The following is a 23,117-nucleotide window of genomic DNA, read 5'->3' on the forward strand; positions in this document are numbered from 1 at the left end:
CTAGTTCCCGCCCACCCTCCGCGCTCGCCAGTTCTCGCTCGCCCGTTCTCTCGCTCGCCAGTTCTCGCCCGTTTGGAGCGACCTCCCATGATCACGTCTTGGTTCGCGGTGCTCGTCCTCGCCTGGGTGCTCTACTTCGTGCTCGAAGGCTTCGATTTCGGCGTCGGCATCCTCGCCCCGGTCCTCGGCCGCGACGAACACGAACGCGGCGCCGCCATCCGCACCGTCGGCCCGTTCTGGGACGGCAACGAGGTCTGGCTGGTCGCCGCCGTCGGCGTCACCTTCGCCGCCTTCCCGGCCTGGTACGCCGCCCTGATGTCCGCCCTCTACCTGCCGATGGTCGCGATCCTGCTGCTCCTCGCGATTCGTGGCGTCGCCCTGGAGTTCCGCGGCAAACACGACTCCGCCACCTGGCGCCGCCGCTGCGACCTGCTGCTGGCCGCCAGCTCCGGCGGCATCGTGCTGCTCTGGGGCGCCGTCCTCGGCGTCTTCGTCGACGGCCTCGCCCTCGGCGCCGACGGCGAGGTCACCGGCACCGGTCTGAGCCGCAGCCTCGGCCCGCTGTTCACCCCCGCCGCCGGCCTCGGCGCCCTCGCCGCCGTCGGCGCGGCGATCCTGCTCGGCGCCACGTTCCTCGCTCTGCGCACCACCGGCCCGGTCCGCCGCCGGGCACGCGACGTCGCCCGGCACACCGGCACCTTCGGCGCCGTCGCGCTTCTGCTCATCGGCATCGGTACGGGCAGCCGCCTCACCCTTGCCGCCGCGGCGATCGTCTTCATCGCCGGGCTGCAGGCACGCCGCTCCCGTGAGGCCACGTCCTTCGCCGCCGTCGCCACCGCGGTCGCCGCCACCGTCGTCGCCGTCTTCACCACCCACGGCGACGTGGTCCTGCGCAGCACCCTCGACCCGGCGTGGTCCCTCACCCGCGCCTCGGCGGCCGCCGGACCCGAAGCGCTACGCCTGATCACCGTCGCCGGAGTCATCATCCTGCCGGGGGTCCTCATCTACCAGGCGTGGTCCTACTGGGTCTTCCGCCGCCGCATCGCCAGCGACCGGGTCCCCTCATGACCGCCGCCCCCGACCACCCCACCACCCCAGCCACCGGCACCACCCCCACCACCACTCCGGACGCCGCCACTACCGCCTTCTTCGCCGCAAATCTTGATGCGCCAATAACCGGAGTAGGTGGCCAACGCACCAAAATCGCGATGGAACCGCGAGCGGCACACCAAAGCAAGCACCACGAAAACAAGCAACGCGGCACCACCAGCGACCTTGACGCGCCAACCACCGCACCCGGTGGCCAACACACCAAGATCGCCGCCGAACGACACGGTGCACACCAGGGCGAGCAGCACGAAAGCAAGAAGCGCGGCAACGCCACCGCCACTGGCGACCTTGACGCGCCAACCACCGGAACAGGTGGTCAACGCACCACGATCGCGGTGGAACGTAGCGACGCGCGTGTACACCAACGGCGCCGACGTTGGCAGCGCGGAAGCCAGGAGCGTGGAATCCGGGAAGGCCAAGATGAGCAGCGCGGCAGGCGGGTAGCTAGAGGGCCGGTCGATCCCCGGCTGTTGCGGTATGCCCGCGCCAGCCGTGGCGGCATCGCGCTGCTTTCTCTGATCGGGATCGGACAGGCTGCGGCCACGATCGCCATCGCGGTGGCACTCTGCGGAATCGTGACCGGCATGGTGGCCGGCGCGGCCGGCACAGACGGCGCGGCCGGCACACTCGGTGGCGCGGTCGGTGGAGCGCTGGGTGGAACGTTCGCTTGGGCGATCGTGCTGCTGGCGGGGGCGTTCGCCGCGCGCGCCGGGCTGGCGTGGGGCGAGCAGGTGGTGGCGCAGCGTACCGCCGCCCGGGTCACCGACGAGTTGCGGCGTTCGCTGCTGGACCGGGTGGTCGGGCGCGGCCCGGCCTGGGTGGCGTCCTACGGCGCCGGGCGGCTGACGACCGTGCTCGGCACGGGGCTTGACGCGCTGCGCCCCTGGTTCTCCGGCTACCTGCCGGCGCTGATCCTCGGCGTCCTGCTACCACCGCTCGTCGTCGTGATCATGGCGGTGGTGGATCCCGCCTCGGCGGTGGTCACGCTGGTCACGCTGCCGCTGATCCCGGTGCTCGGCGCCCTGATCGGCTGGGCCACCAAGGCCCGCGCCGAGCGGCGCTGGGCGGCGGACGCACGGTTGGCGGGTCACTTCCTCGACGTCGTGCGCGGGCTTTCCACCTTGCGGATGTACGGCCGTGCCGAACGCCAGATCGACGTCATCGCCGATCTGACCGACCGGCATCGGCGGGCGACCCTGCGGGTGCTGCGGGTGGCGTTCCTGTCGTCGACCGCTCTCGACCTGGTCGGCACCCTGTCGGTCGGGTTGATCGCGGTCCAGGCCGGCCTGCGGGTCGCGGCCGGGTCGATGGAACTCGGCCCGGCCCTGCTCGTCATCCTGCTCGCCCCCGAGGCGTATCGCCCGCTGCGCGAGATGGCGGCCCGCTACCACGCCTCCACCGACGCGGGCGCGGTCATCGCCGACGTCGACGAGATCCTCACCGATCGGGACGGCTTCACCACCCGCGGCGCCGGGCACGCGATCACAAGCGACCGTTCCACCGGCTCGGACACCCGGATCGGCATCGCCGGCGACCGTTCCACCGGCTCGGACACCCGGATCGGCATCGCCGGCGACCGCTTCGCCAGCCAGGACGCCCGACGCGACCTCGACTACCACCACCTCGCCGACCATCGCACCCACGATGACCTCAACTACCACCACCTCACCCAAGGCGACCCCGACTTTCACCACCTCACCCACCACCGCACCCAAGGCGACGTCGGCCACCACCTCACCGACCACAAATCCCTGGACGACCTCGACGACGATCGCCACACCCATCACCACGCCCGAGGCGAACTCGACGACCCCACCCACCACCAAGCTCGAGGCGAACTCGACGACCGCCGCTCCCGGGACCACGCCATAGACGATCTGGGTGACGACGGCCTCACCCGCACAGCCGGAACGCGACCCCGGTACGGCCGCCGCACCGGAACCGCCCGTTTCGAGTCGGGGCTTCGCCGCCTGAGGGCGGCGCACCACGCTGGTCAGTCTCGGTCGTCAGGGGACGGCGCAGGAGTTCGGTACGAGCCTGCCGCCCTCGTATGGGACGACGAGATCGCGTGGGACCCGGACGGTCTGCTGGCCGGCGGCGCGGTCGGCTCGTCGTTCGCGTTCACCAGCGCGGCGGCCGGTCAGTGGGGCGTGCGGGCGGCCGGACTGCGAGCCCGCTACCCGGGCGCCACCGAGGACGCTCTGTCGCTGGACAGCCTGTCCGTCCGGGCAGGTGAACTGGTCGCGCTGCGTGGCCCGTCGGGAGCGGGCAAGACGACGGCGCTGCGGGTGCTGGCCGGGCTGCATCCGGCCGAAGCGGGGGCGATCGCCGTGGGGAGCGCGTTCCACCTGCCGCAGCGGCCGGCGCTGCCGCACGCCCGTACCGTCGCCGAAGCGTTTCCGGTCGGCACCACCGCGGCGGAGGTCGACGCCGCGTTGCACACCGTGGGGCTGGCCCGCGAGGTCACCGCCGCGACGCCGCTCGGCGAGCAGGTCGCGGGTGTCTCCGCGGGCCAGCGCCAGCGGCTCGCCCTCGCTGTCCTGCTGCACCGGGCGGGGCGGGCGGTCGCCGAACGCCGCACCCGTGACACCGCGCCGGTCGTGACCCTGCTCCTCGACGAGCCGACCGCCCACCTGGACAGTGCCGCCGAACGCCTGGTCATCGACCGCCTGCGCGAGTTCGCCGCGCTGGGTTGCGCCGTTCTCGTGGTCGCCCACCGGCCGGCCCTGCTCGCCGCCGCCGACCGCATCACCCACCTGCGGCCGCCCACCGGCACCGCGCTGCCCACCGCCGTCACCCACACAGCGCGCATGCCCGAACCGCCCACCCACACGACGCACACCTTTAAACCGTCCGTCAGCACGGTGAACACACCCCCGCCGCCCACGAACACGACGGGCAGACCCGCAACGCCCACCAACACAACGGGCGCGACCCCACCGCTCACCAACACGACGGACACGCCCCCGCCGCTCGCCAGCACGGCTGACACATCCGCGCCGCTCGACAGCGCGACGGACACGCCCGAAGCTCTCGTCCGCGCGGCGGGGATGCCCGGAGCTCCCGGTTGGCCGCGGGGTTTCTCCGGCGCAACCGCTGAGCCGGCCGTGGCCCCGGCTTGCCCGCCGCCGAACGCCGTCACCGCGACCGCGGGGCACGCTGGAGAGCTGGCGTCCTGGCTGATGGTTCCGGCCGTCGCCCACGCCGGAGCCGCCGTCACGCTCCCCGCCCCGGACGACGCCGAGGACGGCCGACACGCGATGCGGGTCGCCGACCACACCGCGAGCCCGGATCGGCCTCGCACGAGCACCGCCGGCCCGGTTCGGCCCCGCGCCGGCACGACCGGCCCTGCGGGCGGAGCTCCGGACGGTACAGGCCACCCGGGCGGCGCCTCGGTGGAAGGGACGGGAAGCCGCTGGTCAGGGCGGCTGCGGAAGCCGTGGGTGGCGGCCGGGTTGGGGGCCGGGTCGTCGCTGGCCGGGATCCTGCTGACCGGGGCGGCGGCGTGGCTGCTCGTCCGGGCGTCGTCGATGCCGCCGGTGCTCAGCCTGTCCGCGGCGGTCGTCCTGGTCCGGGGCAGCGCGGTGGCCCGGCCGCTGCTGCGCTACCTGGAGCGGCTCGTCTCGCACGATGTAGCGTTCGCACGGCTCGGTGGGCGGCGGGCGAAGGTCTATGCGGACCTGATCCCGCACGTCCCGGGCCCGGGGCTGCACCGGCGAGGCGACCTGCTCACCCGTCTGGTGGACGACGTGGACGCGACCACCGACGGGCTGCTGCGAGGACGGCTTCCGGCCGTGTCCGCCGCCGTCACCGCCGGGGTCTGCCTGGTCGTGGTGGCCGGGACAGCGCCGGCGGTCGCGGTTCCGCTCACGGTCGGGCTGCTGGTCGCGGGAGTGCTCGCACCGGCGGTCGCGGCGTGGCAGGCGGCGCGGCAGGAGGCGGCCACCGGTGTGGCGCGGGCCGCGCTGCGGGACGCCGTCGTCGAGACGGTCGACGGGGTCGAGGAGTTGGCCGGTGGGGGCGGTCGTCCGGGCGTACCCCCGGAGAGGAGCCGGACTCTCGCGAACCTGGAGGCGCGGGCGGCGAGGGAGGCCGGACTGGCGTCGGCGATCGCCCACCTGGGGTGGGGCGTGGCGGCCGCCGGGGCGGCGGTCGTGCTGGTGCGCGGTGGCCTGCCGGCGGAGTGGAGCGCGGTGCTGCTGCTCGGCGTGATCGTGCTCGGGGAGACGGTCGTCGCCTTGCCGGAGGCGGCGATCGCCCGGCGGCGGGCCGCCGGAGCCGAGCGGCGGGTGGCCACCCTCACCACGGACCGTTCACCGGCGATCCGGCGGCCCGGCCACGGCGCCGCCGGCCCAGCGGAAGTCCGGCGGCCAGACCACGACGCCACCTCAGCGGACGGCCGGCGGGCAGGTCACCGCAGCGACGACCGGGCCAGCGCCGCGGCTCGCGTGCGAGGTGGGGGCAGCGGTGCGGTGGTGGCCTGCGGGCTGACGGCGGGATGGGACCCGGGAAGGACGCCCGTGCTGGACGGGCTGGAACTGCGGCTGCCGGCCGGCTCGCGGACGGCGATCATGGGGCGGTCGGGTTGCGGGAAGTCGACGCTCGCCGCCGTGCTCGCCGGGCTGTTGACGCCGCGGGCCGGAACCGTCGAGGTCAGCGGGACCGCGGTGCTCGTCGGGGAGGAGACGGGGCACGTGTTCGCGTCGACCGTACGAGAGAATCTGCGTCTCGCCGCGCCCGCCGCAACCGACCCGCAGCTTCTGGCGGTCCTGCGCCGGGTCGGTCTGGACGGGATGGACCTGGAAACCTGGCTGGGCACCGGCGGCAGCACCGTCTCCGGTGGTCAGCGGCGGCGGCTGGCGACCGCGCGGGCTCTGCTCGCCGATCCGGCGCTGCTGATCCTGGACGAGCCGACCGAGGGCATCGACGAGGCGGGAGCGCGGGAGCTGATGGCGGACCTGCTGGACGCGGCGTCCGGTCGTACCGTGCTGGTCCTCGCGCATCGCGCGGAGGGTCTCGACCTGGTGGACCGGGTGCTCGATCTGGAGAAGGGCCGCCTGGAGGACCGGGCGTCGCGGTGACCGGCTGCCGGAAATCGCTAGGCTGCCCGGATGGTCCGGGACGAGCTGCTGCGGCTGCGCGCGAGCGCGGAGGCCGAGGCGGCGACGCTGGCGCGGGATCTGGAGGCGTTGTTCGCCGCGTCGCGGGACTCGAACGCCGACGACGAACACGACCCGGAGGGCGCCACCATCGGGTTCGAACGCGCCCAGTTGACCGCGCTGCTGGCCGCCGCGCGGGAGCGGATCTCCGAAGTCGACGACGCGCTGCGCCGGGTGGACGCGGCGGCCTACGGCATTTGCGAAGGATGTGGGCAGCCGATCGCCGAGGAGCGGCTCGCCGCTCGCCCGTTCGCCCGCCGCTGCGTGGCATGCGCGTAGCGCGCCGCCGGCTCTTCGCTCTGACGACGTAGATGTGCGGAATACCGGATCGATCGAAGGCCCAAAAGCCTTAGATAGGGGGAATACAGCCTTAAAGGTGGGGAAATGAATAAACCACGTGTCACCGTGCCCGCGCTCGTAGTACTGGCAACACTCGTCGCGAACTCGTCATGGCTGCTCGACGGCCGCCCCGCAGCCGCCTCGGCCGGCGCCCCGACGGACTCGGCGGCCACCGACCCGCTCCGGGAGAGCGTGTCGGTCACCGGGACCGGTGAGGTCGCCGGCGAGCCGGACACACTGATCGCGAACTTCGCGGTGGAGACCAGCGCGTCCACCGTCGGTGAGGCCGTGAGCAAGGCCAATGTGGCGGCGGCCCGGATGGGTGACGCGCTCGCCGGCGCCGGGGTGGTCAGGGCCGACCTTCAGACGCAGAACGTCACCATCACCTCGCGACAGAACGACGACGAGAAGATCATCGGGTACGGCGTGAGCCAAGGTCTCACGGCGACGATCCGGGACCTGCCGCGCGCCGGGGCGATCATGTCCGCGGGCATCACGGCGGGCGGTGACGCGGCCCGGCTCAACGATGTGTCGTTCGCGATCGAGGACGACACCGCGCTGCTCGCCGAAGCACGTAAGAAGGCGTTCGCTGATGCCCGCGGCAAGGCCGCACTGTATGCCCGCGAGGCGGGCCGGCCGCTCGGCCGGGTCGTCAAGGTCAGCGAGGAGACTCCCCGATTCTTCGGGGGGCAGGGCGAGCACAACAAGATGGCGATGGCGGACTTCACGGTCCCGATCGAGCCGGGCCGGCAGCGGCTGACGGTGACGGTCACCGTGGAGTGGGCCTTCGGCCTTCCGCCGGCCTCACGAAGCCTCGGCCTCGCATCGTCGAGGTGAGGGCGCACCCACCGGTATGGCCCTAAAAAGGAAGAATATCGGATTGGACCGATCGGTCCTTTAAGGTGGGCATCATGGCACGGACGCCCGCACCCGGCACACGGGACACCATCCTGACCGCGGCCGCCGGGCTCTTCTACGAGCACGGCGTCCGCGCCGTCGGCATGGCCCAGGTGGTCGAGGCCGCCGGGTGCGGCAAGAATCTGCTCTACAAGCATTTTCCCAGCAAAGCCGAGCTGGCGGCGGCGTATCTCACGCTTTCCCGCCGGGAGTGGGAACGCTCGGTGACCGAGGCGCTGCGCTGGTCGGCCGACCCGGCCGAGCGACTGATCTCGCTGGTCACCGAGGTCGCCGAGAGCGTCCAGCGGCCCGGGTACCGCGGCTGCCCCTTCCGTAATTACCTGACCGAGTTCCCCGGCGAGACCGACGAGCCGGCCCGCGTCGCCGAGGCCTATCTGGCCGACAGCCGCGCCCAGGTGAACCGGCTGGTCACCGGCGCCGGCGGGAGCGGGTTGCTGGCCGACCGGATCTGGCTCGTCGTCAACGGCCTTTACTCCGCGGAGCCGGCGCAGGCGCAGGTCGCCGTCGACTGGATCACCGAGCTGGTGCGCGGAGACGCCTGAGCCGCGCGTCGCCGTGGGCGCCGCGGGGTGGGAGTCCGAGGACTCCCACCCGTACGGCGTCAGCTGCAGTTCTTGCCCTTGTTGATGCAGGTGGCGATGCGTTGCATGGTCTGCGCGGAGTTGACGTTGATGAAGTCGTCGTGGTCGGAGAACGGGTTGTGGTTCTCCTCGGGGAAGGAGTCGAGGGCGTACTGGCCCTTGACCTGCACGTCGCGGGGAATGTCGTAGGAGATGGTGGTCCGCAGCTGCGGGATCGCCTGGAAGCCTTGCGGGCAGGCGCCGGTGGTCTTGTCGGCGAAGGCGACGTGGTTGCGGTGGTTGGCGCTGTCGATGTTCTTGCCGTCCCAGCAGCCGGGGAAGTCGTGCACCCGCTGGACCTGGCTGCCGGCCGGGCAGATGGGGTACTTGTCGGCGAGCCGGTCGGCGAAGCCGGAGCAGGTCCAACTGGCGCGGGCGTTGGCCGGGCCGCGGCTGGTGGGCTTGGCGTCGCCGGTGAGCGCCCGCAGGAACTTCGGCATCGGGACCACCTTGCTCACCGGGTTGCCGCGGTACTCGATCAGCACCTTCGCCGGGCGGACGATGCCACCGGTGTTGCCGGGCAGCTCGAAGTCCGGGCCCTCCGGCGCGGGCAGCGCGGCGGGACTGGCGGGCGCGCTGGGAGCCGGGGACGCGGGGGCCTGGTTCAGGGTGCAGCCGGCGAGCGCCTCAAGACCCTGCGGGCGAGGAGCCTGCCTGGAGATCGCGATGGCCATCCGGTCGAGCACGGCGACGCGCTTGGCCTTCAGCGGGCCGAGGATGGCGTTGTCGACGAAGGCCGCGCCGCCCTGGCCGCGGGTGGTGACGAGACGTTCGTTGGCCTCGGAGATCTGCCGGTCGAGTTCGTCGAGGTTGCGGTTCACCTCGGCGACGGCCCGATCGGGTACGCCGGGCAGCCGGTCCCGGACGGTGGGGCACTTGATCCGCGGGTTCGCGGCCTGGCCGGCTGTGACGCTCGCGGCATGGGTGGCGCCGTGCATCGAGGCGTGCATGCCGTCGTAGCTGACGTCGCAGTCGACCAGAGAGACCATGCCGGGCTGGTTGCCGCCGGCGGCGGTGATCGTGGTGCCGATGCTGGTGATCAGGGTGGCGCGGCGGTCGCGCAGCGAGTCGAGGACCTGCTTGTTGAGGGCGGCGTCGATACGGCCGCGGCTGGCGGTCATCCGCTGGTTGGCGGCGGTCTCCAGGCGGTCCAGTTCGGTCAGGAGGCGGTCGATGCCGGTGCGGGTGCTGGTGGGGACGGCGGGCAGCCGGTCACGGACCGAGGGGCAGACGACCATCGGCTGGGTCTGGGCGAGGGCCTGCTGGACCTGGTTGCCACTGCGGACGGCCTTGTCGATGCGCACGACGGGCCAGAAGTAGGAAGACTTGTCGCCGTTGCGGCAGGTGGTGCCGGACGCGTCGAGATCGGCGTTGGAGGAGTCCGCGGTGATGGCCAGGTTGCCGACGAAGTCGTGGACGTGTTCGGCGCCGTTCTTGATCCCGGGCTGGGCCACCGGGTTGTCCGGGCTGAACTTGCCGTTGCCGTTGGTGCCGCAGTCCACGGTGAACCGGCCCGTCGACGCGGCGGCGGCCGGCTTCGGCTCCCGTACGTTCGGCCGCACGTTCTGAATCGGCACGAACTGCGCCAGGTTGGTGGCCGCGTCCGCGGTGCCCTTGCCGCCGCTGGAGACGAAGGTGACGGTGAGCGCCCCGGTCGCCGCCAGGACCGCCGCGGCCATGGCGAGCCGGGCAGGCCGTGACTCCACGAGCGGGGTCCAGGTCTTTCTGCGTTTCATGGGGGATCTCCTTGAAGCTGTGACGGCCGGATCCGGTGATGTGTCGACGTGATCGGATACGGGCCCTCGGGCGGCGAACGGTCAACGTGAGCGGGGCACGTCATCGTTCGGTAAGAAGTGGCCGGGCCTACCAGATCGTCAGGAACAGGTGATTGATCGCCAGGGCCACCACGGCCTGGGCGGCGAGCCACGTGCGGCGGCCGGCCGGTGGGATCAGGGCCGCGCCGGTCATCAGCCATACGGCGAACGGCAGCCAGATGCGTTCGACCTCGGCTTTGCTGTAGCCCGACAGGTCGGCGGCGACGATCGCCGTCGCGGCGGCGAGTGTCAGCACCCAGGTGGCGTTGTCCGCACGCGGTCGCACCGTGGCAAGGGTCCGCCAGCCGGCCGGCACCGCACGGCGGAGGATCACGGCCGCCGCGGGGCCGGCGGCGACGGCCATGAGCGCGAGGTTCGCCCAGACCCAATAGCCGTACGCACGATCGCTGGCGATGCCCTGGTAGTAGCGCTCGATGAGGAGGTGATAGCCGGTCGGCCAGAAGAAGCCGGCGGCCGTGAACGCGGCCACGACCGGCGCCGCCCCCACCAGCGCCCAGCCAGCGACGCGCCGGCGCGGCCCGGCCAGAACGACGACCGCCAGCGCGATCGGGGCCATCAGGACGAGCCCGTAGGAGAGGTAGCAGCCGAAGGCCAGCAGGGCGCCACCGGCGAGCGCGCCCACGGCACGTCCGCGGATGACGCCGTGCGCCAGCAGCGCGATTCCGGTGGCCGTCACACCGGTGAACAGTCCGTCGGCCGACACACCGAACCAGACCGCCCCCGGGAACAGCACCGCGAACGGCAGCACGGCGCGGGCCGCCTCGTCGGTGCCGAGCAGCCGCACGGTGTGCGGTACGGCGGCCCCGGCGAGCGCCGCCACCAGAATGCACAGCACACCGGCCCAGGCGCCGCCGCCGAGCCCGGCGCGGTCCAGCCAGACGAACACGAGCAGTGCGCCCGGCGGATGAGCCGACACGTGGGTGGCCCACGAGTCCGGCTGGAAGTCGAGGATCCGGGTGGTGAACACGCTCAACGTGGCGGGGATGTCGGTGATGCCGGGAACCTCGTGCAGGTACTCGTGCTCGGTGGTCAGCCGCTCGGTGATGCCACGCTGCCAGCCGTCGATCAGGGCCAGCGAGAACGTCCACGCCGCAGCGGTGGCGTAGGACAGCGCGAGCAACGGCCGCCAGGACAGCTGGGCCGCCAGCGCGGGACCCCGCCAGCACACCAGCACGGCTACCAGCAGGGCCGGCGGTGTGCCGGGACCGACGTGTGGCAGCCAGTGCGCGAACAGGGGCGCGGCCGGCGCGTGCACCGGGCGGCCCAGCATGTGCAGCACACCGCCGGTGACGGCGGCCGCCGCGAACAGGCCGCCCGCCATGGTGACGGCGATCAGGTCGGCGCGCGCCGGCCGGTGGCGCGTCTCGACGCTCATCCGCGCAGCGGCGCGGAAGCGAACTCCGCGACCCCGTCGGCGAGGCCCACGGCGGCCCGGAACCCGAGTTCGGCCTCCGCCCGCGCCGGCGAGGCGACCACATGGCGCACGTCGCCCAGCCGGAACTCGCCGGTGACCACCGGAGACGGGCCGCCGGCGGCCCGCGCGAGCTCGCCGGCCATCTGAGCGATGGTGGCCGGGCGGCCGGAGGCGATGTTGTACGCACGCCAGCCGGCCCGGTCGCCGGTCGCGTGCAGCGCGGCGAGGTTGGCCGCCGCCACGTCACGGACGTGCACGAAGTCCCGGCGCTGGCCGCCGTCCTCGAACACGCGCGGCGCCCGCCCGGCCTCCAGCGCGGATCGGAAGATCGCCGCGACGCCGCTGTACGGCGTGTCGCGGGGCATGCCCGGTCCGTACACATTGTGGTAGCGCAGCGCCACGGTGGTGCCGCCGGTCTGCCGGGACCACGCGGCGGTGAGGTGCTCCTGGGCGACCTTGGTCGCGGCGTACACGCTCCGCGGGTCCAGCGGCGCCTCTTCGTCGACCAGGCCCGGCTCCAGCGGGGCGCCGCAGACGGTGCAGGCGGGCTCGAACCGGCCGGCGGCCAGGTCCGCCGTCGTCCGCGGCGCGGGGCGTGCCACACCGTGCCGGGGGCAGGTGTAGGCGCCTTCGCCGTAGACCACCATGGAGCTGGCCAGCACCAGCCGCCCGACGTCCGCCCGGGCCATCTCGGCGAGCAGCACGGCGGTGCCGAGGTCGTTGCAGCCGACGTACTCGGGCAGGTCGTCGAGATCCACCCCGAGTCCCACCATGGCGGCTTGGTGGATCACCACGTCGACGCCGGCCAGCACGCCCGCGACCCCCGGCCGGTCGCGCAGGTCGATGCGGCGCAGCGGGGCTCCCGCCACGGTGTCCGGCAGCGGCGCGCGGTGGGCGCCGGGATGGCCGCAGTCCACGACGGTCACCTGGTGACCGGCGCCGAGCAGGGCGGTTACGACATGGGTTCCGATGAAACCGGCTCCGCCGGTCACGAGTACGTGAGTCACGGCGCCGACGGTAGGGCCGCTACGAGGCGGCGGGCCCCGGCCGCGGTGAGCCGTCAGCGGTTCGTAAGACTTCGTCATCGCCACGTAAGGATTTCCGGGCCCGCCGCGACTTAGCGTCCGCAGCATGACCGATGTGATTCTTCCCTGCCGGAACGAAGCGCCGGCCCTGCCCGCCCTCCTGGCCCGGATGCCGGCCGGTTACCGGCCGATCGTGGTGGACAACGGCTCGACAGACGGGTCCGCCACGGTGGCCCGCGCCCATGGCGCCGAGGTGATCAGCGTGGCGGAGCCCGGGTACGGCGCGGCGGTGCACGCCGGCGTCCTGGCCGCCGACCCGGACGACGGGGTGGTGTGCGTGATGGACGCCGACGGCTCCTTCGACCCGGCCCAGCTCGTCCGGGTGGCCGCCCCCGTCCTCTCCGGCGTGGCGCGGCTCGGCACCGGCCGGCGACGCCCGGCCGCACGCGGGGTGTGGCCGCTGCACGCCCGGGCCGCCAACGCCGTCCTCGCCCATCGGCTGCGCCGAACGACCGGCCTGAACATCCACGACATCGGGCCGATCCGGGCCGCGCGCCGCGATGACCTGCTGTCGCTGGGGTTGCGTGACCGCCGCTTCGGCTATCCGCTGGAGCTGCTGATCGCCGCCGGCCGCGCCGGCTGGCGGGTGATCGAGGTCGACGTCGACTACCACCCGCGGGCGGCCGGCACCCGCTCCAAAGTGACCGGCACCCTGCTCGGCACCGCCCGCGCCGTCCGGGACATGAGCGCGGTGCTGGCCCGGTGAGCGCGGCCCAGGTTCTGGTGATGGCCAAAGCGCCGATCCCCGGGCGGGTCAAGACCCGGCTCTGCCCGCCCTGCACCCCGGCTCAGGCCGCCCGGATCGCCGCCGCGGCCCTGGCCGACACCCTCGACACGATCACCACGGCCGCTGCCGGCGCCCGGATCCTCGTCGTCGACGGCGACTACCCGGCCCCGCCGGGCTGGGCGGCGCTCCCGCAGCGCGGCGGCCCGCTCGGCGAGCGCCTCGCCAACGCGTTCGCGGACGCCCGGACACCCGGCGCCGCCGCGGTCCTGGTCGGTATGGACACCCCGCAGCTGACCGCCGGGCACCTGGACGAGGCACTGGGGCTGCTCGGCACGGCAGGCGGCCCGGACGCGGCCCTCGGGCCGGCTGACGATGGCGGCTGGTGGGCGCTGGGCCTGCGCGACTCCGGCCATGCCGAACTCCTCCGTGCCATCCCCACCTCCACGGCGACCACCGGGCGGCAGACCCTGACCGCCCTGTCCCGACGTGGTCTGCGAGTACACCTTCTGCCCCGGCTGCGTGACGTGGACACTGTGGCCGATGCGCGCGCGGTGGCCGCGATGTGCCCGGCGGACAGCCGTTTCGCCCGGGCCGTCGCCGCCGATGTGCCGTCGCCCGAAGCGGTTGCCCGGTGAGCGCCGTCGCGGTCTTCGACGCCGCCATCAACCGGGCCGCGGCGGGCATCCCCGCCGCGTTCACCGCCCGGCACGCGAGCGGCGGCGTGCTCCGGTTCGACCCGGTCGCCTGGTGCCAGGACGCCATCGCCGGAGACCCCGCGCTGCTCGAGCGCTGTACCGGCCCCACCCTCGACGTCGGCTGCGGTCCCGGGCGGCTCACCGGCGCGCTGACCGCCGACGGCCGGCCCGCCCTCGGCATCGACATCAGCGCCGCGGCGGTTCGCCTGGCCCGCAGCCGCGGCGCGGCCGCGCTGCAACGCGACGTCTTCGACCCGGTGCCCGGGATCGGGCGCTGGCGGCATCTGCTTCTCGCCGACGGCAACATCGGCATCGGCGGAGATCCGCACCGGCTGCTGCGCCGGTGCCGCCGGCTCCTGGCCCCCGACGGGCTGCTGCACGCGGAGCTGGCGGCGCCCGGCACGCCCGCGTGGTCCGGGACGGCCACGGTGCAGACTCCCGGCGGGGCCGGCAATCCTCTGCGCTGGGCGTCGGTGCCGTTGGGCAACGTCGCCGCGCTGGCCGCCGCCTCGGCGATGAGCGTGCTCGACACCTGGACGGAGGCGGACAGGTGGTTCGCCACCCTGACGCCGCGGTGACCGGCCGGTCAGCGGTTCTCCGGCGGATCGCCCGCTGGTTGCAGGCGCCCCCGCGCCGAGGACCGATGCGCCCCGGAGCGTTCCCCTCGCGATCGCGGTCAGCCCGGCTCACCAGCCAACTCGGCCTGGCGCTCGGCGCCACGTTCGCCGTCTGCTTCCTCACCGGCCTGCTCAGTCACGTGATCCAGCACCCACCGACGTGGTTCCGGTGGCCTTCTCGACCGGTGACTCTCTACCCCTTCACCCAAGGCGTCCACGTGGCGACAGGACTCGCCACGGTGCCGCTGCTCGGGGTCAAACTGTGGTCGGTCTATCCGCGTCTGTTCACGTGGCCGCCGTTCCGGTCAGTCACTCACGCCGCGGAACGCGCGAGCGTCGCGGTGCTGGTCGCCGCGGCACTGTTCCAGGTGGTCAGCGGAATTCTGAACGTCTCCCGCTGGTATGCCCCGATGCCGTTCTACTTCCCGGCGGGCCACTACTGGGTCGCGTGGCTGGTGGTCGGCGCGATGCTGGTGCACATCGGCGTCCAGCTGCCGGCCGTCCGTGCCGCGCTCGCCCGCACCACCACCGAGGCGGACCAGGACCGGCTGAGCCGGCGGAACCTGCTCGGCACCGCCGGGGCCGCGGCCGCGCTGATCACCCTGACCACGGTCGGCCAGACGTTCCGGCCGCTGTCCGGCCTCGCCGTGCTCGCGCCCCGCCTCCCCGATGTGGGACCGCAGGGTGTGCCGGTCAACACGACCGCGGCCGGCGCGGCCGTCGTGTCGCTGGTGACGGATCCGTCGTACCAGCTGGAGGTCGCCGGACCGGGCCGGCGCGTGAGCCTGGACCTCGCCGCCCTCAACGCCCTCCCCCAGCACACAGCGGAACTGCCGATCGCCTGCGTGGAAGGCTGGAGCGCGTCCGGACTGTGGACCGGCATACGGTTACGTGATCTGGTGGCGCTCGTCGGGGCCGACCCGGAACGGGCCACCGTCCTGGTGGAATCGCTGCAGGCCGGCGGCCGGTACCGTGCCACCACCGTTGCGCCCGAGCACACCCGTGACCCGTTGACCCTGGTCGCGCTGCGGCTGGGCGGCGAACCCCTGCACCTGGATCACGGCTATCCGGCCCGGCTGATCGCCCCGAACCGGCCCGGCGTGCTGCAGACCAAGTGGATCGGCCGCATCACCCTGCTGGAGTCACGATGAGGGCGCGCGGGGCGCTGGTCGTCGCCGGCATTCTGATCATGGGGTACGCCGCCGCCGGCGCCCTCACCGATCCCGATCTCGCGCCGGCCGGTGTGCTGCTCTTCCTCGCCGGTGTGCTGATCGGCCACGACATCATCGTGATGCCGGCCGTCCTGGCGGTGGGGGCGGTGATCGCCCGCTACGTCCCGTCGCGCCGCCGTCCGGCCGTGATCGCCGCGACCGTCAGCGCCGCCGCGCTCATCTTCGTGGCGTTGCCGCTGGTCCTCGGTTTCGGGCGTCCGGCGGACAACCCGTCGGCGCTGCCGTCGCCGTACGGCCGGAATCTCGCCGTCGTCCTGCTCGTCATCGCCGCCGGGGCCGCTGTGCCGCCGCTTCGGCGGGCGACGGGCCGTAAGAGTTTCGAAAGGCCGGGGGATGAGGCTCGGTGATGCGACGGTCAGTAGCGTGGCTGGGATGGGACATCGGGTGTTGGTCGTCGACGACGACTCGACGGTCAGTGACGTCGTGCGCCGTTATCTGGAACAGGCCGGCTGCGAGGTCCTGCTGGCCGCCGACGGCGCCGGCGGCCTCGCGGCGATCGGCGCCCACCGGCCCGACCTGGTCGTTCTCGACCTGATGATGCCCGGCATCGACGGCCTGGAGGTGTGCCGCCGGATCCGCCGGCAACTGCCCGACCTGCCGGTGATCATGCTCACCGCCCTCGGCGAGGAGGCCGACCGGGTCCTCGGGCTGGAGGTCGGCGCCGACGACTACGTGACCAAACCGTTCTCCCCCCGCGAGCTGGTCCTGCGGATCCAGTCGGTGCTGCGCCGCAGCGCCGGGCAGGCCGCGAACCACTCCCACCCCGCGCGTCTGCGCGACGGCGACCTGACCGTCGACACCGCACGCCGCATCGCCGAGCTGGCCGGGGCGCCGCTGTCGCTGACGGTCCGGGAGTTCGACCTGCTGGTCTTCCTGATGGCTCACCCCGGCCGCGCCTGGACGCGCGCCGACCTGCTGGACAAGGTCTGGGGATGGCAGTTCGGCGACCAGTCGACGGTCACCGTCCACGTCCGCCGGCTCCGCGAGAAGATCGAGAGCGATCCGGCCGAACCGGCCCGCATCCGCACCGTCTGGGGCGTCGGATACCGCTACGACCCACTCGACGACGGAGCCCGCCGGTGAGCGACACGCTGCTGATCGGGCTGTACGCCCTCGCCGCCGGTGGCGTCGTGGGCCTGGCCGGTGCCGGGACGCTGCGGTTGCTGCGCGGCCGCTCGATCCTCGTCCACGTGGTGGTGCTGCTCGCCGTCACCGTGCTCGCCGTGGTCGCCGGTGTCGTCACGGTCGCCCGCGCCATGTTCCTGTCCGCGCACGACCTGTGGGTCGTGCTGGTCACGGTGAGCGCGTCCGCCGTGATCAGCCTCGCCGTGGGCGCCGTCTTCGGCAGCCGGCTGGCGGCCTCCGCGGTCTGGGCACAGGCGGCCCGGGAACGTGAGCGGCATCTGGAGGCCGGCCGCCGGGAGCTCGTCGCCTGGGTGTCGCATGACCTGCGCACCCCGCTCGCCGGGCTGCGCGCGATGGCCGAGGCCCTGGAGGACCGCATCATCGACGACCCGGCGACCGTGGGCGACTACCACCGGCGGATCCGGGTCGAGACCGACCGCATGACCCAGCTCGTCGACGACCTGTTCGAACTGTCTCGGATCACTGCCGGCGCGCTGCGACTCGTACCCACCACCGTCCCGCTGCGTGAGGTGGTGTCCGACGCCATCGCCGGTATCGCTCCGCTCGCCGCCAGCCGGCGGATCCACCTGGTCGCCGCGGACAGCGGCTGGCCTCTGGTCCGGGGCGGCGAACGGGAACTCGCCCGCATCGTCAGCAACCTGCTGATCAACTCGGTCCGGTACACGCCCGAGGACGGCACCGTGCACATCACCGCCGGCCACGAGCGCGACAGCGTGTGGCTGGCCGTCTCCGACACCTGCGGCGGCATCCCCGACAACGACCTGGACCGGGTCTTCGACGTCGCGTTCCGCGGCGAACGCGCCCGCACACCGGGAGAGAACGGCTCCGGCGGTGGCGGAGGGCTCGGCCTGGCGATCGTGCGCGGCCTGGTCGAGGCGCACGGCGGCCGGGTCGGCGTGCGCAACACCGGCCGGGGCTGCCAGTTCGAGGTACGCCTGCCCGCGGCCTGACCGGTGATCGTCGACGGGCTTGCATCTGGTGAACGAGGCGGTCGCGGCGGACGTCGGCGCCGGCGGTGGGGAGATCATCGCGGAGATGCCGGTGCTCCCGCCGCGGATGGTCGTCACCGAGGGGTGGCCGCCGAACACCGAACGGGCCCGGCGGCTGCTCGGGCCACGGGGCGCCGAGATCGTGGAGGTCGCGCCGGGCCGGCCGTTGCCGTTCGCGGACGGGGAGTTCGAGCTGGTGGGCAGCCGGCATCCGGTGCGGCCGGACTGGCCCGAGATCGCCCGGGTGCTGTCGCGCGGCGGCACCTACCTGGCGCAGCACGTCGGGCCGGCGTCGGCGTTCGAGCTGATCGAGTGGTTCCTCGGGCCGCCGCCGCGGGAACGCCTGGCACGTGAGCCGGAGCGGGAGGCCGCCGACGCCCGGGCGGCCGGCCTGACGGTCGTGGACCTGCGGACGGCCCGCTGCCGGATGGAGTTCCTCGACGTGGGCGCGGTCGTCTGGATCCTGCGCAGGTGCGTGTGGTGGGTGCCGGACTTCAGCGTCGGCCGGTATCGGCATCGCCAGCGGCTCCTGGACCAGGACATCCGACAGCGGGGCGCCTTCGTCGCCCACTCGACCCGGACGCTGATCGAGGCACGGCATGAGTGAGATCTTGAAAGATGGGGCAAGGGGAGGCATCTTCGAAACACGAGGGAGGCCGGATGACCTGGCTGTGGATTGTTCTGATCATCGCCTTGATCGTCGGCGGGTTCTATCTGCGGGGAGCGGCCTTCCAAGCCGGCCGACGGACTCGCCACCGCCTGGGCGGCCGCCGCTGAGGCTGGCCGCCACGGAGGGCGGTGGGCGGAACCCGTAGTGGCATCGACGCGCGCAGACATGACATCATTGTTGTCATGTCTGACCGTGGCGCGATGCTCTACGAAGTCCTCCGGCATGTCCGGCCGCTCGTGCTCAACTCGGCCCGCGTGGTCGAGGCGTCGCTGCGCGGCGACGGGCTGAGCGTCGGCATGCGGGCCGTCCTGGAGATCCTGGCCGGGCACGGCCCGATGACCGTTCCCGACATCGCCGACCGCCTCGACCTGGCCCGGCAGGGCATCCAGCGGCACGTCAACGATCTGATCGCCCTCGGCTGCGTGGAGCCGCGCTCCAACCCCGCGCACCGCCGCTCGGTGCTGATCGCCGCCACCCCGGCCGGGTCGGAGCTTTTCGCCCGGATCCGCACCGGCGAACTCGACCGCCTGGGCCGGATGGCTCCCGGGTGCACCGACGAGGAGATCGCGACCGCGTTGCGGGTGCTGGGCGCGCTGAACCGGGACGTCCGAGCCGAGGCGCGGTCCGCGTGAACGCCGACGTCTATGAGCTGACCAGCGGGAACCGGTTGATGATCGCCGACTTCCTGGAGGGCCTCGACGACCGCGCGTGGGCTGCGGACACCCTGTGCCGGGGGTGGACCGTGCACCACCTGGCGGCCCACTTCGTCCAACCCATGCTGATCGGTTTCGGCCGGTTCTTCCTGACCGCCCTGCGCTACCGCGGCGACACCGACCGGATCGTCGACCATTTCACCCGCCGCCTGGCGGAGAAACCGCGCGGCGAGCTGATCGCACTGCTGCGGGAGCACGCGCGCGACCGGGTGAACCCGCCGCGGGTCGGGCCGATGGGCCCGTTCGCCGAGACCTGCGTGCACCTGCGCGACATCGCCCGCCCGCTGGGCCTGCCGGCCGACGTGCCGGCCGGCCACTGGCGTCTCCTGCTCGATTACCTGACCTCGCCGGGCGCCGCCCCGGCGCTGGCGCCGCCCGGCCGCCTGACCGGGCTCCGGCTGGCCGCCACCGACGACGACTGGTCAGCGGGCGAGGGCGCGCTGGTCACCGGGCCGCTCGAGGCGCTGGGCATGGCCGTCACCGGCCGGGCGGCGGCACTCGCGGATCTGTCCGGGCCGGGCGTCCCCCGGCTCCGATGAGGAGCGTGTCGCACGCGGCGTCCAGGACGGCCTCGCGAAGCCCGGCCGGGTCGGCGCCGGGCAGCACGACCGTGCAGTCCCCCAGGCCGCCGATCGCCATCTGCGCCCGCACCACCTCGGGCAACGACGGATCGGGCCCGGCCAGCATGGTGACCATCCGGCGGCGCCAGTCGCCGACCGCCGCCGCCAGGTCGACCAGGGCGAGGATGCTCGGCTCCCGCATGATCATCGTGGTGATGTCACGGTGCCGGTAGGTCACGTCGAAGTACGCCCCGAGCAACTCCCGCGGGTCGGCGTCGGCGCCGAACGGGGCGAGCGTCGCCTCCACGTCGTCGATGAGCGGCTGGACCAGGCTGCGGACCAGTTCCTCCCGCGACGCGAAGTGGTAATAGAGCGCCGGTTTCGTGATCCCGACCCGCTCGGCGATCTCCCGCAGGCTGACCTGGTGGACGCCTTTGCGGGCGATCAGTTCCAGCGCGGCGCTGCGGATCCGGTCGGCGGTCTCGGTGGTCCTGGCACGGGGCACGCCGAAATTCTACTTACCGGACGGTAAGCCGACCCGCCGGCGGCTAGCTGCTAGCCCACCGCGCTGAGGTACGTGAGGACGGCGAGGACCCGGCGGTGACCGCTGTCGCTCACGGCCAGGCCGAGCTTGGCGAAGATGTTGCCGATGTGCTTGTGCACGGCGTTGTCCGTGATGACGAGCCGGCCCGCGATGGTGTCGTTGTCGTGTCCCTGTGCCATCAGGGCGAGCACCTCGCGTTCCCGAGGGGTGAGGGCGGCGATCGGGTCGCCCACGCGCTGGACGAGTTGCGCGATGACCTCGGGGTCCATCGCGGTGCCGCCGCCCGCGACCCGGCGCAGCGCGTCGATGAACTCGTCCACCCGGCTGACCCGGTCCTTCAGCAGGTAACCGACGCCGCCGACGGCGGTGGAGAGCAGTTCGGCGGCGTACTGCTGCTCGACGTACTGCGACAGCACCAGGACCGGCAGGCCGGGGCTCTCCCGGCGGGCCTGCAAGGCGGCCCGGATGCCCTCGTCGCGAAACGACGGCGGCAGCCGGACGTCGACGATGGTGACGTCGGGCCGGTGGTCCCGCACGGCGGTGAGGAACGCCGCCGCGTCGCCGGCGATGGCGGCGATCTCGAATCCCGCACGGTGGAGCAGCAGTTCCAGCCCGGTGGACAGCAGCACGTTGTCCTCGGCGATCACGACCCGCACGGCAGCTCCATGGTGATGGTGGTCGGCCCACCGGCCGGGCTGTCGATGTCGACGAGCCCGTCGAGCGCGAGCACCCGGCCCCGGATGCCGGCGAGGCCGGTGCCCCGCCGGTCGTCGGCGCCACCCGTGCCGTCGTCGGTGACCACCACCGACAGCCGGCCCGCCGTGCGGCTCACCCGGACAGCGGCCGTGGTCGCCCGGCTGTGCTTGACGACGTTGGTGAGCGCCTCGGCGACGGCGAAGTAGACGACGGCCTCCACGGCCGCCGGCACCCGGTCGATGTCGCCGATGGACAGCCGGGTCGGCACGCCACAGCGGGCGGTCACCGCGGTCAGGGCGCCGGCGAGGCCCCGGTCGGCGAGGATCGGCGGATAGACGGTGCTGATCACACCGCGGAGTTCGGTCATCGCCTCTTCGGTTCCCTCGTGTGCGTCCCGGAGCAGCTCCTCCAGGAACCGCTCGTCGCGCGGATCGTCGGACAGCGCCTGCCGGGCCACGGCGAGCCGCATCGCGATGGCCACCAGCCGGGCCTGGGTGCCGTCGTGCAGGTCCCGTTCGATCCGGCGCAGCTCCGCGCCGTGCGCGTCGAGCACGTCCGCCCGGGTGCGGGTCAGCACGGCGACCCGGTCGGCGAGCTGTTCGGCCGTCGAGCGCGACAGCACCGCCAGGCAGATCCGGGCGTGCGCGCGGGCCATCGGCGGGAAGCAGACGTACGCCAGCGCGAGGAGCAGCAGGATCTGCAGCGGGCCGAGCGTGAGCGCGGTCGCCCAGCCGGTCACCGGAACATCGACGAACGGCCGTGGCCGGTCCTCCGGCGCGAACGCCCACCACAGTGTCGTGACGACCACACCGGTCACGACGTTGCCCACGCACAGCAGCGCGGGCAGGCCGATGGCCACCCCGATCACGGCGTGCACCGGCAGCCAGAGCAGATCGCGGCCGGTGGACGGGCCGGCCCCGGCCAGGCGGTGGGCCGCTCGCGGGGCGGACCGCGACGCCGTCGGCAGCCCGAGCAGCCGGCCGGCCCGGTCACGGTGCCGGTCCGCCCAGGGCCGGGCGAGCCGCGGCACGCACAGCACCGGCAACGCGAGCACCGTGACGATCCCCGAGAGCAACGACACCAGCAGGTAGACGCCGCCGCGCCACACCCCCGCCCACCGCCGGACCGACGTCACAGGATGGCCTTCGGCCAACACATTCGGCGACACGGCGCCCAGTCTGCCCGATGGCCGCACGCCCCGGCACTACAGCCAGCTGTACCTGATATCCGGTGGTGCGGGGTAGCGGTTCGCGCCGCGACGACTCGTAGCGTCGGGCGGCATGAGATTGAGCGGCATGAGACCGGCCAGCGCCGTGTCCGCTGACCACGCGATCCGCCTGGACGCGGTGTCCAGGGTGTACGGCTCGGCGGGAGGCGCGGTGCGGGCGCTGGACGCCGTGAGCGTCGCCCTGCGCCGTGGCACGTTCACCGCGGTGATGGGGCCGTCCGGTTCCGGCAAGAGCACCTTCCTGCACTGTGCGGCCGGTCTGGACCGGCCGACCTCGGGTTCGGTCCGGCTGGGCGACGTCGAGCTGACGCGCCTCGGCGAGGCCGAGCTCACCGAGCTGCGGCGCGAGCGGATCGGCTTCGTCTTCCAGGCCTACAACCTGCTGGGCTCGCTGACCGTGGCGGAGAACGTCACGTTGCCGATACGGCTGGCGGGCCGGAGAACCGATGACGCGTCACTGCGCCGGGCGCTCACCGCGGTCGGTCTCGGCGAGCACGGCGAGCGGCGGCCGAACGAGCTCTCCGGTGGTCAGCAGCAGCGGGTGGCGGTGGCGCGCGCGTTGATCACCCGGCCGGACGTGGTGGTCGCCGACGAGCCGACCGGTGCGCTGGACTCGCGGTCCGGCCGGCAGGTGCTGGAGCTGCTGCGGCACGTCGTGGACGACATGGGGCAGACCGTGCTGATGGTCACCCACGATCCGGTGGCCGCGTCGTACGCCGACTCGGTGGTGTTCCTGGCCGACGGCAGGCTCGCGGGAGAACTGGCCCGGCCCACTCCGGAGCAGGTCGCGTCGCGCATGACGCACCTGGGCGAGTGGTGA

At 73.3% G+C, this 23,117-nt stretch carries 23 protein-coding genes; 16 read left to right on the plus strand and 7 right to left on the minus strand.

Features of this window, described 5'->3' with window-relative positions; all coding sequences use genetic code 11:
* Positions 1–87: 87 nt before the first annotated feature.
* Entirely contained in the window at positions 88–1,068 is a 981-nt protein-coding gene (gene cydB, locus QLQ12_RS40410) for a cytochrome d ubiquinol oxidase subunit II (RefSeq protein WP_282766296.1), read from the plus strand.
* On the opposite strand, the gene QLQ12_RS40415 is transcribed toward cydB, so the two are convergent.
* Positions 1,020–1,529 carry a hypothetical protein gene (locus QLQ12_RS40415; protein WP_282766297.1) on the minus strand — a complete coding sequence of 170 codons (510 nt, stop codon included), beginning with the start codon at positions 1,527–1,529 and terminating at the stop codon, positions 1,020–1,022. The two genes, cydB and QLQ12_RS40415, sit on opposite strands and share 49 nt — an antisense overlap.
* Before the next feature lie 51 nt (positions 1,530–1,580).
* Between QLQ12_RS40415 and cydC the strand changes: the two genes are divergently transcribed.
* The 4 genes from cydC to QLQ12_RS40435 all read left to right on the plus strand — a co-directional run bounded on the left by cydC (position 1,581) and on the right by QLQ12_RS40435 (position 8,068).
* On the plus strand, positions 1,581–6,191 hold the full coding sequence (gene cydC / locus QLQ12_RS40420; RefSeq protein WP_282766298.1) for a thiol reductant ABC exporter subunit CydC: 4,611 nt from the start codon (positions 1,581–1,583) through the stop codon (positions 6,189–6,191).
* A gap of 30 nt (positions 6,192–6,221) precedes the next feature.
* Positions 6,222–6,548, plus strand: a complete 327-nt coding sequence (locus tag QLQ12_RS40425) for a TraR/DksA family transcriptional regulator (RefSeq protein WP_282766299.1) — start codon at positions 6,222–6,224, stop codon at positions 6,546–6,548.
* 105 nt (positions 6,549–6,653) lie between these two features.
* A complete protein-coding gene (locus QLQ12_RS40430) occupies positions 6,654–7,445 on the plus strand; it encodes an SIMPL domain-containing protein (RefSeq protein WP_282766300.1) in 792 nt (263 codons plus the stop codon).
* A 74-nt stretch (positions 7,446–7,519) separates the two neighbouring features.
* Positions 7,520–8,068, plus strand: a complete 549-nt coding sequence (locus QLQ12_RS40435) for a TetR/AcrR family transcriptional regulator (RefSeq protein ID WP_282766301.1) — start codon at positions 7,520–7,522, stop codon at positions 8,066–8,068.
* Between the two features lie 59 nt (positions 8,069–8,127).
* Here the strand turns inward: QLQ12_RS40435 and QLQ12_RS40440 are convergent, their stop codons facing one another.
* The 3 genes from QLQ12_RS40440 to QLQ12_RS40450 form a co-directional block, all read right to left on the minus strand.
* Entirely contained in the window at positions 8,128–9,882 is a 1,755-nt protein-coding gene (locus QLQ12_RS40440) for a DUF1996 domain-containing protein (RefSeq protein ID WP_282766302.1), read from the minus strand.
* A gap of 127 nt (positions 9,883–10,009) precedes the next feature.
* Complete coding sequence (locus tag QLQ12_RS40445; protein ID WP_282766303.1) at positions 10,010–11,356, minus strand: hypothetical protein; 1,347 nt, start codon at positions 11,354–11,356, stop codon at positions 10,010–10,012.
* The gene (locus QLQ12_RS40450; protein ID WP_282766304.1) at positions 11,353–12,402 is read right to left on the minus strand and encodes an NAD-dependent epimerase/dehydratase family protein; all 1,050 of its coding nucleotides are present in this window, start codon (positions 12,400–12,402) and stop codon (positions 11,353–11,355) included. The genes QLQ12_RS40445 and QLQ12_RS40450 overlap by 4 nt, the downstream gene beginning before the upstream one ends.
* A 124-nt stretch (positions 12,403–12,526) precedes the next feature.
* Between QLQ12_RS40450 and QLQ12_RS40455 the strand changes: the two genes are divergently transcribed.
* The 10 genes from QLQ12_RS40455 (at position 12,527) to QLQ12_RS40500 (ending at position 19,808) form a co-directional block, all read left to right on the plus strand.
* A complete protein-coding gene (locus QLQ12_RS40455; RefSeq protein ID WP_282766305.1) occupies positions 12,527–13,186 on the plus strand; it encodes a glycosyltransferase family 2 protein in 660 nt (219 codons plus the stop codon).
* 20 nt (positions 13,187–13,206) lie between these two features.
* Positions 13,207–13,842: a TIGR04282 family arsenosugar biosynthesis glycosyltransferase gene (locus QLQ12_RS40460; protein WP_282766392.1), complete on the plus strand. Its 636-nt coding sequence runs from the start codon at positions 13,207–13,209 to the stop codon at positions 13,840–13,842.
* The gene (locus QLQ12_RS40465) at positions 13,839–14,480 is read left to right on the plus strand and encodes a class I SAM-dependent methyltransferase (protein ID WP_282766306.1); all 642 of its coding nucleotides are present in this window, start codon (positions 13,839–13,841) and stop codon (positions 14,478–14,480) included. Before QLQ12_RS40460 ends, QLQ12_RS40465 begins: the two co-directional genes overlap by 4 nt.
* On the plus strand, positions 14,453–15,670 hold the full coding sequence (locus tag QLQ12_RS40470) for a molybdopterin-dependent oxidoreductase (RefSeq protein WP_282766307.1): 1,218 nt from the start codon (positions 14,453–14,455) through the stop codon (positions 15,668–15,670). The genes QLQ12_RS40465 and QLQ12_RS40470 overlap by 28 nt, the downstream gene beginning before the upstream one ends.
* Positions 15,667–16,098, plus strand: coding sequence for a hypothetical protein (locus QLQ12_RS40475; protein ID WP_282766308.1), 432 nt, complete (start codon positions 15,667–15,669; stop codon positions 16,096–16,098). Before QLQ12_RS40470 ends, QLQ12_RS40475 begins: the two co-directional genes overlap by 4 nt.
* 25 nt (positions 16,099–16,123) lie before the next feature.
* A complete protein-coding gene (locus QLQ12_RS40480) occupies positions 16,124–16,834 on the plus strand; it encodes a response regulator transcription factor (protein WP_282766309.1) in 711 nt (236 codons plus the stop codon).
* A complete protein-coding gene (locus tag QLQ12_RS40485; protein ID WP_282766310.1) occupies positions 16,831–17,847 on the plus strand; it encodes a sensor histidine kinase in 1,017 nt (338 codons plus the stop codon). The genes QLQ12_RS40480 and QLQ12_RS40485 overlap by 4 nt, the downstream gene beginning before the upstream one ends.
* A 19-nt stretch (positions 17,848–17,866) precedes the next feature.
* Complete coding sequence (locus QLQ12_RS40490; protein WP_328518342.1) at positions 17,867–18,493, plus strand: methyltransferase domain-containing protein; 627 nt, start codon at positions 17,867–17,869, stop codon at positions 18,491–18,493.
* A 245-nt stretch (positions 18,494–18,738) separates the two neighbouring features.
* Positions 18,739–19,188 carry a MarR family winged helix-turn-helix transcriptional regulator gene (locus tag QLQ12_RS40495; RefSeq protein ID WP_282766311.1) on the plus strand — a complete coding sequence of 150 codons (450 nt, stop codon included), beginning with the start codon at positions 18,739–18,741 and terminating at the stop codon, positions 19,186–19,188.
* A complete protein-coding gene (locus QLQ12_RS40500; protein WP_282766312.1) occupies positions 19,185–19,808 on the plus strand; it encodes a maleylpyruvate isomerase family mycothiol-dependent enzyme in 624 nt (207 codons plus the stop codon). Before QLQ12_RS40495 ends, QLQ12_RS40500 begins: the two co-directional genes overlap by 4 nt.
* Here the strand turns inward: QLQ12_RS40500 and QLQ12_RS40505 are convergent.
* From QLQ12_RS40505 to QLQ12_RS40515, 3 genes are read right to left on the minus strand one after another with little or no spacing between them, the layout of a single operon-like run.
* Positions 19,747–20,334, minus strand: coding sequence for a TetR/AcrR family transcriptional regulator (locus QLQ12_RS40505; protein ID WP_282766313.1), 588 nt, complete (start codon positions 20,332–20,334; stop codon positions 19,747–19,749). The genes QLQ12_RS40500 and QLQ12_RS40505 overlap by 62 nt on opposite strands.
* A gap of 50 nt (positions 20,335–20,384) precedes the next feature.
* The gene (locus QLQ12_RS40510; protein WP_282766314.1) at positions 20,385–21,029 is read right to left on the minus strand and encodes a response regulator; all 645 of its coding nucleotides are present in this window, start codon (positions 21,027–21,029) and stop codon (positions 20,385–20,387) included.
* Positions 21,017–22,204: a sensor histidine kinase gene (locus tag QLQ12_RS40515; RefSeq protein WP_282766316.1), complete on the minus strand. Its 1,188-nt coding sequence runs from the start codon at positions 22,202–22,204 to the stop codon at positions 21,017–21,019. The genes QLQ12_RS40510 and QLQ12_RS40515 overlap by 13 nt, the downstream gene beginning before the upstream one ends.
* Before the next feature lie 160 nt (positions 22,205–22,364).
* On the opposite strand from QLQ12_RS40515, the gene QLQ12_RS40520 reads away from it, so the two are divergent.
* On the plus strand, positions 22,365–23,117 hold the full coding sequence (locus QLQ12_RS40520; protein ID WP_282766317.1) for an ABC transporter ATP-binding protein: 753 nt from the start codon (positions 22,365–22,367) through the stop codon (positions 23,115–23,117).

This window comes from Actinoplanes sandaracinus (assembly GCF_030009775.1).
Classification (GTDB): Bacteria; Actinomycetota; Actinomycetes; order Mycobacteriales; family Micromonosporaceae; genus Actinoplanes; species Actinoplanes sandaracinus.